The sequence below is a fragment of the Kluyvera intermedia genome (genome assembly GCF_021440345.1).
Lineage (GTDB): Bacteria > Pseudomonadota > Gammaproteobacteria > Enterobacterales > Enterobacteriaceae > Kluyvera > Kluyvera intermedia_A.
Genome location: NZ_JAKCNS010000041.1, coordinates 61,289 through 75,327 on the forward strand (window position 1 = coordinate 61,289; position 14,039 = coordinate 75,327).

12 protein-coding genes are annotated in these 14,039 nt (G+C 52.9%); 10 read left to right on the forward strand and 2 right to left on the reverse strand.

Going from position 1 to position 14,039, the window contains the following annotated elements:
* Nucleotides 1-155: 155 nt before the first annotated feature.
* Both LZ634_RS12600 and LZ634_RS12605 read left to right on the forward strand, forming a co-directional pair.
* Nucleotides 156-1,778: an alpha-glucoside-specific PTS transporter subunit IIBC gene (locus tag LZ634_RS12600; protein WP_234505511.1), complete on the forward strand. Its 1,623-nt coding sequence runs from the start codon at nucleotides 156-158 to the stop codon at nucleotides 1,776-1,778.
* Entirely contained in the window at nucleotides 1,775-3,097 is a 1,323-nt protein-coding gene (locus tag LZ634_RS12605; RefSeq protein ID WP_234505514.1) for a 6-phospho-alpha-glucosidase, read from the forward strand. Before LZ634_RS12600 ends, LZ634_RS12605 begins: the two co-directional genes overlap by 4 nt.
* Here LZ634_RS12605 and LZ634_RS12610 read toward each other — a convergent pair.
* The gene (locus LZ634_RS12610) at nucleotides 3,094-3,987 is read right to left on the reverse strand and encodes a helix-turn-helix transcriptional regulator (RefSeq protein ID WP_234505517.1); all 894 of its coding nucleotides are present in this window, start codon (nucleotides 3,985-3,987) and stop codon (nucleotides 3,094-3,096) included. The genes LZ634_RS12605 and LZ634_RS12610 overlap by 4 nt on opposite strands.
* A 172-nt stretch (nucleotides 3,988-4,159) precedes the next feature.
* On the opposite strand from LZ634_RS12610, the gene LZ634_RS12615 reads away from it, so the two are divergent.
* The 8 genes from LZ634_RS12615 to LZ634_RS12650 all read left to right on the forward strand — a co-directional run bounded on the left by LZ634_RS12615 (nucleotide 4,160) and on the right by LZ634_RS12650 (nucleotide 12,617).
* On the forward strand, nucleotides 4,160-5,875 hold the full coding sequence (locus LZ634_RS12615; RefSeq protein WP_234505519.1) for a solute:sodium symporter family transporter: 1,716 nt from the start codon (nucleotides 4,160-4,162) through the stop codon (nucleotides 5,873-5,875).
* Entirely contained in the window at nucleotides 5,872-7,365 is a 1,494-nt protein-coding gene (locus tag LZ634_RS12620) for a sulfatase-like hydrolase/transferase (protein ID WP_234505523.1), read from the forward strand. Before LZ634_RS12615 ends, LZ634_RS12620 begins: the two co-directional genes overlap by 4 nt.
* A gap of 100 nt (nucleotides 7,366-7,465) precedes the next feature.
* The gene (locus LZ634_RS12625; RefSeq protein WP_061280453.1) at nucleotides 7,466-7,813 is read left to right on the forward strand and encodes a YidH family protein; all 348 of its coding nucleotides are present in this window, start codon (nucleotides 7,466-7,468) and stop codon (nucleotides 7,811-7,813) included.
* Nucleotides 7,803-8,165: a DUF202 domain-containing protein gene (locus tag LZ634_RS12630; RefSeq protein WP_234505526.1), complete on the forward strand. Its 363-nt coding sequence runs from the start codon at nucleotides 7,803-7,805 to the stop codon at nucleotides 8,163-8,165. Before LZ634_RS12625 ends, LZ634_RS12630 begins: the two co-directional genes overlap by 11 nt.
* Complete coding sequence (locus LZ634_RS12635) at nucleotides 8,162-9,286, forward strand: anaerobic sulfatase maturase (protein WP_234505529.1); 1,125 nt, start codon at nucleotides 8,162-8,164, stop codon at nucleotides 9,284-9,286. Before LZ634_RS12630 ends, LZ634_RS12635 begins: the two co-directional genes overlap by 4 nt.
* A gap of 291 nt (nucleotides 9,287-9,577) precedes the next feature.
* Nucleotides 9,578-9,892: a PTS sugar transporter subunit IIB gene (locus LZ634_RS12640; RefSeq protein WP_234505532.1), complete on the forward strand. Its 315-nt coding sequence runs from the start codon at nucleotides 9,578-9,580 to the stop codon at nucleotides 9,890-9,892.
* Between the two features lie 9 nt (nucleotides 9,893-9,901).
* On the forward strand, nucleotides 9,902-11,290 hold the full coding sequence (locus tag LZ634_RS12645) for a glycoside hydrolase family 1 protein (protein ID WP_234505535.1): 1,389 nt from the start codon (nucleotides 9,902-9,904) through the stop codon (nucleotides 11,288-11,290).
* A gap of 1 nt (nucleotide 11,291) precedes the next feature.
* Complete coding sequence (locus tag LZ634_RS12650) at nucleotides 11,292-12,617, forward strand: PTS sugar transporter subunit IIC (protein WP_234505537.1); 1,326 nt, start codon at nucleotides 11,292-11,294, stop codon at nucleotides 12,615-12,617.
* Nucleotides 12,618-12,701: 84 nt separating this feature from the next.
* Here the strand turns inward: LZ634_RS12650 and dsdA are convergent, their stop codons facing one another.
* Nucleotides 12,702-14,024 carry a D-serine ammonia-lyase gene (dsdA, locus tag LZ634_RS12655; protein WP_234505540.1) on the reverse strand — a complete coding sequence of 441 codons (1,323 nt, stop codon included), beginning with the start codon at nucleotides 14,022-14,024 and terminating at the stop codon, nucleotides 12,702-12,704.
* Nucleotides 14,025-14,039: the final 15 nt, after the last annotated feature.

The following is a 14,039-nucleotide window of genomic DNA, read 5'->3' on the forward strand; positions in this document are numbered from 1 at the left end:
TAGACAACATTGCACTAATTAAAACCATGAATGCGATCACGAATCGCAACGCCATAACATGTTGTTGGACGGGCAAATTCCTATTCTCGTATCAGGCCGGAGATAAAGATAAATAAGGCCACTCACCCTACGAGTTGTTAAATGAGGATTCTCAAATGCTCAGTCAAATACAACGCTTTGGCGGCGCAATGTTTACCCCAGTTTTACTGTTTCCATTTGCTGGGATCGTGGTGGGTATTGCCATTATGCTGCGCAACCCGCTGTTCGTTGGTGAAGCGCTCACCGCTTCCGATAGTTTATTCGCTCAGATTGTTCACATTATTGAAGAGGGCGGCTGGACGGTATTCCGTAATATGCCGCTGATTTTTGCCGTCGGCCTGCCGATTGGCCTGGCAAAACAAGCGCAAGGCAGAGCCTGTCTGGCCGCTCTGGTCAGCTTCCTCACCTGGAACTACTTTATTAATGCAATGGGGATGACCTGGGGCCACTTCTTTGGCGTCGACTTCTCTGCCGATCCAACGACAGGCAGTGGCCTGGCGATGATTGCCGGAATTAAGACGCTCGATACCAGCATCATCGGTGCTATCGTGATTTCTGGTCTGGTGACGGCCCTGCATAACCGTTATTTCGACAAACCGCTCCCGGTATTTCTTGGGATATTCCAGGGCTCTTCATTCGTCGTAATTGTGGCGTTCCTGGCCATGATCCCTTGCGCCTGGCTGACGCTGCTTGGCTGGCCGAAAGTACAGATGGGTATCGAATCTCTCCAGACATTCTTACGCGGCGCCGGAGCGCTGGGCGTCTGGGTTTACACCTTCCTCGAACGTATTTTGATTCCAACCGGCTTGCACCACTTTGTCTATGGCCCGTTCATCTTTGGCCCAGCGGCGGTTGAAGGTGGGATTCAGGTTTATTGGGCGGAGCATTTACACGCATTCAGCCAAAGTACTGAACCACTGAAAACACTGTTCCCGGAAGGCGGATTTGCCCTGCACGGTAACTCTAAAGTGTTTGGCTCCGTGGGGATCGCGTTAGCGCTGTACTTCACCGCCGCGCCGGAAAACCGGGTCAAAGTCGCGGGTCTGCTCATTCCTGCCACCCTGACGGCGGTGCTAGTCGGCATAACCGAGCCGCTGGAATTCACCTTCCTGTTTATCTCCCCAATGCTGTTTGCCATCCATGCGGTGCTGGCAGCGACGATGGCCACGGTGATGTATATGGGCGGCGTGGTGGGGAATTTTGGCGGCGGCCTGTTGGATCAGTTCCTGCCGCAAAACTGGATACCGATGTTCCACAACCACGCCTCAATGATGTTCATCCAGATAGGCATCGGGGTGTGCTTCACCGCGCTCTACTTCGTGGTCTTCCGCGCGCTGATCCTGCGATTCAACCTGAAAACGCCGGGCCGCGAGGACAGCGAAATCAAACTCTACAGCAAAGCGGATTATCAGGCCTCACGTGGCAAAACCACCGCCGAAGGCGCTGCGGGTGCGAAACCGAGCCAGGCCGCAGGCATCCTGCAGGCGCTGGGTGGAGCCAGCAATATTGAGAGCGTTAATAACTGCGCCACCCGGCTGCGCATCGCGCTGGTGGATATGGCAAAGACCGAAAATGACGACGTCTTTAAAGCACTGGGCGCACACGGCGTCGTGCGACGCGGCAATGGCATACAGGTCATTGTTGGGCTGCACGTTCCGCAGGTTCGCGACCAGTTGGAAAGCTTAATGAAACATTCTCTACCGACCGAACAAACCACCATGACGGAGGCAGTATCATGAAAAAATTCTCAGTTGTTATCGCAGGCGGCGGCAGCACATTCACTCCAGGTATCGTTTTAATGCTGTTGGCAAACCAGGACCGGTTCCCACTGCGGTCGCTGAAATTTTATGACAACGACGGCGCGCGTCAGGAGACCATTGCCGAAGCGTGCAAGGTCATCATGAAAGAGCAGGCACCGGAGATTGAGTTTAGCTACACCACGGACCCGAAAACGGCATTCACCGACGTGGATTTCGTGATGGCGCATATCCGCGTCGGCAAATATCCGATGCGTGAAAAAGATGAAAAAATTCCGCTGCGCCACGGCGTGCTGGGCCAGGAAACCTGTGGACCGGGCGGGATTGCCTACGGTATGCGCTCGATTGGCGGTGTACTGGAGCTGGTGGATTATATGGAAAAATATTCACCGAACGCCTGGATGCTGAACTACTCCAACCCGGCGGCAATCGTGGCGGAAGCGACCCACCGTCTGCGTCCGAATGCGAAAATCCTCAATATCTGCGACATGCCCATCGGCATTGAAGGGCGTATGGCGCAAATTGTGGGTCTACAGGACCGCAAACAGATGCGCGTGCGCTACTACGGGTTGAACCACTTTGGCTGGTGGACTTCCATTGAAGATCTCCAGGGCAATGACTTGATGCCTAAGTTACGCGAACATGTCGCTAAATATGGCTATGTGCCGCCATCTAACGACCCGCATACGGAAGCCAGCTGGAACGATACTTTTGCCAAGGCAAAAGATGTACAGGCGCTGGATCCGGATACTATGCCGAACACCTACCTGAAATATTATCTATTCCCGGACTACGTGGTCGCACACTCCAACCCAGAGCGCACGCGTGCCAATGAAGTGATGGATCACCGCGAGAAAAACGTATTCAGCGCCTGTCGGGCGATTATCGAAGCCGGTAAATCTTCAGCGGGCGATCTGGAAATCGATGAGCATGCTTCCTACATCGTCGATCTGGCTGCGGCGATTGCCTTCAACACCCAGGAACGCATGCTGCTGATTGTGCCAAACAACGGCGCGATTCATAACTTTGATGCCGACGCGATGGTTGAGATCCCATGCCTGGTGGGCCACAACGGACCAGAGCCGCTGACGGTAGGCGACATTCCGAACTTCCAGAAAGGGATGATGGGCCAGCAGGTGGCAGTGGAGAAACTGGTAGTGGATGCGTGGGAACACCGCTCTTACCACAAGCTGTGGCAGGCCATTGCGCTGTCGAAGACCGTGCCAAGCGCGTCGGTTGCGAAAGCGATTCTGGATGACCTGATTGAGGCCAATAAGGATTACTGGCCTGAGCTGCACTAACTTTTCTGACCGGCATCCACTGGGTGCCGGTCGCCTATTTTCAACACCGCAGAAGGGGCATAGCCAAACTTACGCTTAAACGCTTTGCTGAAGTGAAAAGAATCAAAAAAGTTAAGCATTCCCGCCACCTGACTCACCGAGTTACCCTCCTGTTTTAATAACGATTGCGCTAAATTGAGCTGGGCATCCAGGTAATACTCTTTAGGGGTTTTCCCGGTATAACGTAAAAATAACCGACGCAGCCAGGGTTCGCTGCACTGCATCATTTTTGCCATATCGGCGACGCTCCAGCGTTGCTGCGGGTTGGCGTGCAAGGTTGCGATAAGCTGTTCCAGCTTAATCAATTGCCGATCTTTATTGCCATTTTCAGCAATAAGGCAAATCCACTGATAAATAATTTTTGTTAAGTAGGCAACCGCCAGATTATTTTTCAAAGGATCGTGACTGGTGATAAGCGTTGCGACTTCATTCATTTCTTTATTATATACATCACCATTGTAGATAATGCCTGGCTGTAATATTGGGATGGGCATTAAGGTCGTTGGGACAAACTCCATCCAGTATTGCTCCCAGATCAAACCAACGCAATGATAGGATTTTATTTCGATTGGTTTAATAAATATAATGCAATTTCCGTTGAGGGTGATTTCCGAGTTGTCTTTGAGATATATTTTTCCGCACCCTTGTAAGGTGTATATCGCCACCCAGGAGTTGGCGATAAGCGGTTTTTTCTTATCGCGCGGCCAGCTTACGCGGTAGCTCTCATCGGCCAGGGTATGCCAAAGCGAGATCAGGGAAATTCCGCTTGAGATCACATTTTCTTCCAGAACTAACGGAATATTATACGTGGTTTCGTTTTTTACATGCGAAATGTGCGTTTTTCCATTCATTTTAATTTCCCTTCGGCAAATGATGCCAGCAACCTGAGATGTGGAATTTAGCAAAAAAAGAATCGCTCAGGGACACATTGCTTCTTATTTTATGAATCTCATCGCCTTAACCCGAAATAAACGCTATTCCTCTGACCTGTGTAGCATCGGGATATAATGAAAGGGCTACAAGATGAATATGATACAAATAGTGAGTTTTGTTGGCTTTACGCTGCTGGTGGCGGTAATCACCTGGTGGAAAGTGCGTAAAGTGGATACGGGATCGCAGCAAGGTTATTTTCTCGCGGGCCGCTCGCTGAAAGCGCCGATCATTGCCGCTTCGCTGATGTTAACCAATCTCTCAACCGAGCAGTTGGTGGGGTTATCCGGGCAGGCCTATAAAAGCGGCATGTCGGTGATGGGCTGGGAAGTCACCTCCGCCATCACGCTGATTTTCCTGGCGCTAATCTTCCTGCCGCGCTATCTGAAGCGTGGAATTGCCACTATCCCCGATTTTCTTGAAGAACGTTATGATAAAACGACCCGTATTATCATCGACTTCTGTTTTCTTATCGCCACTGGGATCTGCTTTTTACCTATCGTTCTCTACTCCGGTGCGTTGGCGTTGAACAGCCTGTTTCATGTTGGCGAATCGCTCGGGATTACCCAGGGCGCGGCTGTTTGGCTATTGGTGATTTTGTTAGGTATCGCCGGAATTATGTATGCGGTGATTGGCGGCCTGCGGGCGATGGCGGTTGCGGATGCCATCAACGGTATTGGGCTGGTAATCGGCGGGCTGATGGTACCGGTATTTGGCCTGATGGCGATGGGCAACGGCAGCTTTCTGCAAGGAATTAAGCAATTAACGACCGTGCATGCGGACAAGCTCAACTCTATTGGCGGTAGCAGCGACCCGCTTCCTATTGGTGCGGCGTTTACCGGCCTGATTCTGGTGAATACGTTCTACTGGTGTACTAACCAGGGCATTGTCCAGCGCACGCTGGCGTCTAAAAGTCTGGCTGAAGGGCAGAAAGGGGCGCTGCTGACGGCAGTACTGAAGATGCTCGATCCGCTGATTCTGGTTCTACCGGGGCTGATTGCGTTCCATCTTTATCAGGATTTACCCAGTGCTGACATGGCGTACCCTACGCTGGTCAACAAGGTAATGCCGTTGCCGCTGGTCGGCTTTTTCGGTGCGGTGCTTTTTGGTGCGGTGATCAGCACCTTCAATGGTTTTCTCAACAGCGCCAGTACCCTGTTTAGTATGGGTATCTATCGTCGCCTGATAAACGAATATGCCGAACCGTCGCAGCTGGTGCGCGTGGGCCGTAAGTTCGGTCTGTTTATTGCGCTGGTGTCGGTGCTGGTTGCTCCCTGGATAGCCAACGCGCCACAGGGTTTATACAGCTGGATGAAGCAGCTCAACGGGATTTATAACGTTCCGCTGGTCACCATTATCATCATGGGCTTTTTCTTCCCTCGCATCCCGGCGATTGCCGCTAAAGTGGCGATGGGCCTCGGGATTGTCAGCTACATCACCATTAACTATCTGGTGAAGTTCGACTTCCATTTCCTCTACGTGCTGGCCTGTACTTTCTGCATCAACGTGGTGGTGATGCTGATTATTGGCCTCATCAAACCGCGCGCCACGCCGTTTAAATTCCAGGATGCTTTTGCCGTCGACATGACCCCCTACAAAGACGTGAAGATTGCTTCTGTTGGCATCCTGTTTGCGATGATTGGCGTTTATTCGGCGTTGGCGCAGTTTGGTGGCTATCAAACGCGTTGGCTGATGTTCCTCAGCTACGGCATCACTGCTGCCGTGGTTATTTATCTGATTTACAGCGGCTGGCGGGAGCGTCATTCCGCGCCGATACCTTGTTCTGCTGACGCTAAGGAAGAATCATGAGTCGTCCGAATTTCCTGTTCATTATGACCGATACCCAGGCTACCAATATGGTGGGCTGCTACAGCGGTAAACCGCTGAATACGCAAAATATTGATGCGCTGGCTGCCGAAGGTATCCGCTTTAATTCCGCCTATACCTGCTCGCCGGTGTGTACGCCCGCCCGCGCGGGGCTGTTTACCGGTATTTATGCCAACCAGTCCGGTCCGTGGACTAATAACGTCGCGCCGGGGAAAAATATTTCCACCATGGGGCGTTATTTTAAGGATGCCGGCTATCGCACCTGTTTTATTGGCAAGTGGCATCTGGATGGTCATGACTATTTCGGTACCGGTGAATGTCCGGCCGAGTGGGATGCGGATTACTGGTACGACGGCGCGAACTATTTAAGCGAGCTGAGTGAAGAGCAGATCGGCCTGTGGCGCAATGGTCTGAATTGTATCGAAGACTTACAGCAGCACGGCATTGATGAGACCTTTACCTGGGCGCATCGCATCAGCAATCGGGCCGTTGATTATCTGGCTAAAGCGCCGCAGCGCGATGAGCCATTCCTGATGGTGATTTCTTATGACGAACCGCACCATCCCTTTACCTGTCCGGTGGAGTACCTGGAGAAGTATCAGGACTTTTACTACCCGTTGGGAGAAAAAGCCCACGATACGCTAGCCACTAAACCAGAGCACCATCGGCTATGGGCGCAGGCCATGCCGTCGCCGGTGGGGGAAGATGGGCGCTACCATCATCCGATGTATTTTGCCTGCAACGACTTTGTCGATGACCAGATTGGTCGGGTGGTGAATGCGCTCACCCCCGAGCAGCGCGGAAATACCTGGATTATCTACACCTCCGATCACGGTGAGATGATGGGCGCGCATCGGCTTATCAGTAAAGGGGCGGCCATGTATGACGATATCACCCGTATCCCGCTGATTATGCGCCCGCCGCAAAGCAAACCGCGGCAGGTGGATACGCCGGTGAGTCATATTGATTTACTGCCGACGATGATGGCGCTGGCGGGGATCGATAAACCGGATATTTTACCGGGCGGCAATCTGCTGCAGATGGCACCAGAACGCGGTGTGATGGTGGAATTTAACCGTTATGAAATCGAACACGACAGCTTTGGCGGCTTTATTCCGGTGCGCGCCTGGGTCACTGATGGCTATAAGCTGGTGCTGAATCTGTTTACCAGCGATGAGCTTTACGATCGCCACAACGACCCCGACGAGATGCATAATCTGATAAACGATGAGAGATATGTGCAAACCCGCGACGGGCTGCATGATGCGCTGTTGGATTATATGGACCACATTCGCGATCCGTTTCGTTCCTATCAGTGGAGCCTGCGCCCGTGGCGTAAGAACGCTAAGCCGCGCTGGATGGGCGCATTCCGTCCTCGGCCAGAAGATGGCTACTCGCCGGTTGTACGCGATTACGACACCGGAATGCCGACGCAGGGCGTGAAGGTGGAGGAGAAAAAGCAGAAGTTCTGATGCTTACGCCTTCGGTATGATTTTTGGAAAACTCAGCGGCGAAAAACAGGCAATTACGATAATGTTAAGCCGCTGACCATTATGGATAACAGGAATCGTCATGAAAATTTCCCGCCTCGGTGAAGCGCCGGACTACCGCTTTTCGCTGGCCAACGAACGTACTTTTTTAGCCTGGATTCGTACCTCGCTCGGTTTCCTGGCGGCAGGCGTTGGGCTCGATCAGCTGGCGCCAGATTTTGCGACCCCGGTTATCCGTGAGGCGTTAGCACTGATGCTATGTCTCTTTGCCGGTGGTCTGGCGATTTACGGCTACCTGCGCTGGCTGCGAAATGAAAAGGCGATGCGCCTGAAAGAGGATCTTCCTTACACCCGCAGTTTGCTGGTGATTAGCCTGATCCTCACGCTAGTCGCGGCGGTGGTGATGATACTGGTGTTCTATGCCGGATAGCCGCAAAGCCCGACGCCAGGCTGACCCAGGGCTGCAGCCGGAACGCACCTCGCTGGCGTGGCTTCGAACGCTGCTTGGCTACGGCGCACTGATGGCGCTGGCGTTAAAACACAATTGGCATCAGGCCGGGGCGCTGTTCTGGGTTTCATTGGCGGTACTGGCGATAGTTGCTGCCATCCTCTGGCAATACACCCGCAATCGTAACGTTATGGACGTGACGCAAAATGATTTTGTCCAACCGCGCGCGGTTCGTGACAAATTTATGATCTCCCTCGCGGTGTTATCCCTCGCAATATTGTTTGCTATTACCCACATACGCCAACTTATTATTTTTATCAGGGATTTAGCATGACGGGATGTCAGGTGATGGCCAAACCGGCCAGCTCTCGCTGTAACCTCAACTGCCGCTACTGTTTCTACATTGAAAAACCCCAACAACCGATGATGGACGATGCCACGCTGGAGGTCTTTATTAGCCAGCATATTGCCGCGCAGTCGGGGCCGGAAGTCACCTTTGCGTGGCAGGGTGGGGAGCCCACTCTGTGTGGTCTGGACTTCTTCCAACGCGTGCTGGTGTTGCAAAAGCAGTACGCAGGCGACAAGCAAATTCACAACGCTTTCCAGACAAACGGCATCTTGTTGAACGAAGCATGGTGCCGCTTCTTTCACGACAATGGCTGGCTGGTGGGACTTTCGCTGGATGGCCCCGCCGATCTCCACGATACCTACCGCGTTAACCGCAGCGGCAAGCCGACGCACCACAAGGTGATGAACGCTATCGACATGCTGGTAACGAATCAGGTGGAGTTCAACCTGCTGGTGGTGGTGAACCGCCTTAACAGCCAGCACCCTCAGCGTCTGTATCGCTATCTGCGCGGCCTGGGGACGCCATTTTTGCAGTTTATCCCGCTGGTTGAGCGCGATGAGCGCGGGGAGCTAAGCGCGGAGTCGGTGACGGCGCAGGCGTGGGGCGCGTTCCTTAACGGTGTCTTCGATGTCTGGGTGCGCGAAGATATTGGCCGGGTCTACGTTCAACTGTTTGATTCGACGCTGGGCATCTGGAGCGGCTATGCCTCACAGATGTGCGCACTCAGTGAAAACTGTGGCCACGCTTTTGCGCTGGAGGCCAACGGCGATTTATATCAGTGCGACCACTACGTTGACCCGAAATACCGGCTGGGCAATATTCATCAGCAGACCATCAAAACGCTGAATGCGCGATCTGAGGCCACCGCGTTCGGTCAGCAAAAATCAGCGACACTAACCCAGGACTGCCTTCAGTGTCCGGTGCTCCGTTTTTGCCACGGCGACTGCCCCAAGCACCGCCTTGACGCAGGTAAGAGCGCGCTATGCGCCGGCTATCGCCAGTTCTTCACCTACAGCGCACCGCATATGCGAACGATGCGCGACCTGCTGAAACAGCGCCGTTCACCGATGGAATTGATGGCGATGCTGAATCAGAGCCATTGTTAATCCACCGCAACGTTTTAGCTGTCTTTTGCCGAGCCGGTGCTGTTATCCGGCTCAGAGTGCGAGCCAGGACATAAAAACGAATAAAAATAACACTTCTTATTTTAAAAGTAACATCACTATCATCTTGTTTATCATTGGTATTTATTATTTTATTTCATATTGCTCTATAAAAGTACCAGCGATATAACTCGGTTTTGTGTCGCCCCTCTCTTGCCGCTATCTACCATACTACGCAAAATATATTCTGCCGCATCTCGCGGAATACCACGCTTATTACGTCAGGGGAAAATGATGAAAAAGATCTTTTTATGCTGCGCAGCAGGCATGTCGACCAGCATGTTAGTGGAAAGAATGAAACAGTCAGCCGCCAGTCGCGATATTGCGGTGGAAATTACCGCCGTTCCAGTTTCTGAATTTGGGCAGATAGTCGAAGAGGCTGATGTTATTTTATTAGGCCCACAGGTGAAATTTCAGCTGCAGAGTTTATCTACCGCCGCTGCACCTCACGGTGTCCCTGTTGCCGCCATCGATATGATGCAATATGGCTCAATGCAGGGCGATAAGGTGCTGGATCACGCGCTGTCTTTATTACCGAAAGCACAATAAGGACAGGTTATGAAATATCATTTTCCTGATAACTTCTGGTGGGGTACCGCAACCAGCGCCACCCAGTCCGAAGGACATATTTCTGGCGATGGCAAAGGTAAGAATATCTGGGACCACGCCTCACATGAGTTTAACGACCGCTTTTATCAGGGTGTCACGTCCGATGATACCTCGACGTTTTACCAGCACTATCGGGAAGATATTCAGCGCGCAAAGGACATTGGCCTGAATTCATTTCGCACCTCGCTCTCCTGGTCCCGCTTAATTCCTGATGGCGATGGTGAAGTCAATCCGCAGGCGGTGACGTTCTATAATGCGGTGATTGATGAATTATGCGCACAGGGCATTGAGCCGTTTATCAATCTCTACCACTTCGATATGCCGATGGCGTTGCAGGAAAAGGGCGGCTTTGAGAATCGTGAAGTGGTGGAGGCGTTTGCCCGCTACGCGCGGATTTGCTACCAGCTATTTGGCGACCGCGTGCGCTACTGGTTTACCTTCAATGAACCGTTAATACCGGCCGAAGCCGGATATTTACACCCTCGCCATTACCCTTACGTCACCGATTTTCGGCGCGCGGCGCAGGTGTTGCACCATATTGTGCTGGCGCACTGTAAAGCCGTGGCGGCGTGGCGTGAGCTGAATCTTGCCGGACAGATCGGCATTATTATGGATGTGATTCCGGTCTATCCGCGCAGCGATACGCCGGAAGACCTCAAGGCTGCCGCGATGGCCGATCTTTTCTATACCCGCAGTATCAACGAACCTATTTTACTGGGCCGCTATCCGCAGGAACTTATCGATATTCTGCAAGAGCACAATCAACTGCCGGAATCGTTACCCGAGGACTGCGCGTTAATTGCCAATACCCGAATCGACCTGCTGGGGATTAATTACTACCGCCCACGGCGTGTGAAAGCGCGGGAAACACCACTCGATGAGCCGCACGGTTTTGTGCCTGAGCGATTTTTTGAAGAATATATTATGCCGGGACGCCGTATGAATACTTCGCGCGGCATTGAGATTTACCCGGCCGCGCTTTATGACATCGCGATGGTGGTGAAAGAGCGTTACGGCAATTTGCCGTGGTTCGTGTCAGAAAATGGTATCGGTATTCAGGATGAAGAGCAGTTTATGGTCAACGGCCAGGTGCAGGATGATTACCGCATTGAATTCCTGAAAGAGCACCTGAGTTATCTCCACAAGGCGATGGCCGACGGCAGCAATTGTCTGGGCTACCACATGTGGACCTTTATTGACTGCTGGTCATGGCAAAACGCCTATAAAAACCGCTATGGCTTCTATCGTCTGGATTTAGCCACCCAGCAGCGCTCGCTGAAAAAGTCCGGGCAATGGTTCTCAACGGTGATTGCCAATAACGGTTTTACGGGGGAATAACATGTCTTACTTTGAACGGTTGGCTGAAAAAATGCTGCCGGTGGCTAATGCCATTGGTAACCAGCGTCATATGCAGGCGATACGCAACGGCTTAATTTCTATTTTGCCGCTGACCATTGTCGGCTCATTTTTCGTTATTCTGCTTAATATCCCGATCAAAGGTTATATGGATTTTATCGCGCCGTGGCGCGATATCCTCGACGTGCCGTTCCGCTTTACCGTTGGCTTAATGTCGCTGTACGCCGCGTTTACCATCGGTTCGTTTTTAGGGAAAAGCTACAAGCTCAACGATATTACCAGCGGCCTGTTGGCGATGTTAGCAACGTTGCTGATGATTGTTCCGGTCAACATTAAAGAGGGCGTTACCGTCGCCGGTGATGCCATCTCCGGGCGTTATATTCCGGTTGCTTCGCTGAGTTCGCAGGGGCTGTTTGGCGCGATTATCTCTTCGCTCATTGCGATAGAGATCTACCGTTTTATTAAAGTCCGCAATATTGAAATTAAAATGCCAGCAGGCGTGCCGCCGGTGGTCGCCAGTTCGTTCTCGGCGCTGTTCCCGACGCTGGCGGTAGTGCTGATATTTTGGATCCCGCGGCATTTCTTAAATATCGATATCAACGCCATCATCAGCTATATCATCATGCCGCTGAAGGGCTTTATGACGGGCACCAACCTGTTTGGTGGCATCGTCACGCAGTTCTTTATCGACCTGTTCTGGGTGTTTGGGATTCATGGCCACGCGGTGATGGGGCCATTGATTCGCCCGCTGTGGGATCAGGCGATTGTGCAGAATATGGAGCTGTTCCAGGCCGGAACCAGCGCCTACGATCTGCCGAATATCTTCACCGAACAGTTCTTCCAGTGGTATGCCCAGATGGGCGGTACCGGCTCCACGCTGGCGCTGGTGGTGCTGTTTATTCGCTCGAAGGTTATCTATCTGAAATCACTGGGTAAGCTGTCGTTTATTCCGGGGCTGTTTAACATCAATGAGCCGATGATTTTTGGTGCACCGATCGTCATGAACCCGATTCTGGCGGTGCCGTTTATCCTCGCGCCGATGGTGAACACCGTGGTGGTGTACCTGTTTACCATCAGTGGACTGATTCCGCGCATGATGGTCAAGCCGCCGTTTACCATCCCCGCGCCGCTGGGGGCGCTGATTACCACCAACTGGAACCTGATTGCCTGCGGGCTGGTGTTTGTCTGCTTCTTTATCTCGCTGGCGATCTATTACCCGTTCTTTAAGGTCTACGAGAAGAAGATGCTGGAAACCGAGCAGGCTCAGCAGGAAGAAGAGCAAAAAGCCAAACAGCTGGCGGACGCATAATTCGTCATGCTCAATGCGCCAGCCGGAGTCCCAGCTGGCGCATTCTCGTTTTTATCCCGCTACATCTATCAATTCCAGCGGCGATTAGCGCCCTTTTGCCAGGTACTGCGCCATTTCGGCTTCCGGCACCATACCGCCGCCCGTTGCCCACACCAGGTGGGTGGCGTTATTGAGCTGTTCCGCGCTAAAGCCGTGCATCTGCTGGTACTCCGCAGAGGCGCAAACGTGCTGAGGACCGGCCATCCCCGCCAGCGCAGAAGGCTCAAGACGGATATTTTCTTCCTGCGCCAGCCAGCCCAGCATGTCGTACATCGTCTGATCATCCAGGGTATACAAGCCGTCGAGCAGGCGCTCCATCGCGCGCCCAACAAAGCCCGACGCGCGGCCGACCGCCAGCCCATCCGCTGCTGTCAGGTTGTCGATGCCAATCTCTTGCACGGAAATGTTATCGTGCAGCCCGGTATAAACCCCCAGCAGCATGCACGGTGAATGCGTTGGCTCAGCGAAGAAGCAGTGGACGTTATCGCCAAACGCCAGCTTCAGGCCAAATGCTACGCCGCCAGGACCGCCGCCAACGCCGCATGGCAGATAGACAAACAGCGGGTGCTCGGCATCCACCACGCGCCCCTGCTGCGCAAACTGCGCCTTCAGGCGCTGGCCCGCGACCGCATAGCCTAAAAACAGCGTGCGGGAGTTTTCGTCGTCGATAAAGAAGCAGTTCGGGTCAGTTTCCGCCGCCTTGCGGCCTTGCTCTACCGCTACGCCGTAATCCTCTTCGTATTCGACCACCGTCACGCCGTGGCTGCGCAGCTTGGCTTTTTTCCAGGCGCGGGCGTCGGCGGACATATGAACCGTCACCTTAAAGCCAATGCGGGCGCTCATTATGCCTATCGACATGCCCAAGTTGCCGGTGGAGCCTACCGCGATGCTGTACTGGCTGAAGAACTGTTTGAATTCAGGGGATAACAGAATGCTGTAGTCATCTTCGGTGGTCAGTAAACCGGCTGCCAGCGCCAGTTTTTCCGCGTGGGTCAGCACTTCATAAATGCCGCCTCGGGCTTTAATTGACCCGGAAATAGGCAGATGGCTGTCCTTCTTCAGCAGAATTTCGCCGTGGATAGACTGGCCGTACTCTTTTTCCAGTCGTTTCTGCATGGCCGGGATAACGGCGACTTCAGACTCGATAATGCCGCCGGTGGCCGCGGTTTCTGGGAACGCTTTTGCCAGATACGGTGCGAAGCGCGTCAGGCGATCGTGGGCATCCTGAACATCGCGTTCGGTCAGGCCAACATACGGTAAACCTTCCGCAAGAGAGGTGGTGCCAGGATTAAACCAGGTCGTTTCCTTGAGAGCGACCAGATCGTTCACTAAAGGATACTGGGCGATAAGTGTTTGAATGTTTTCCATAGTCAGTCTCTTTGC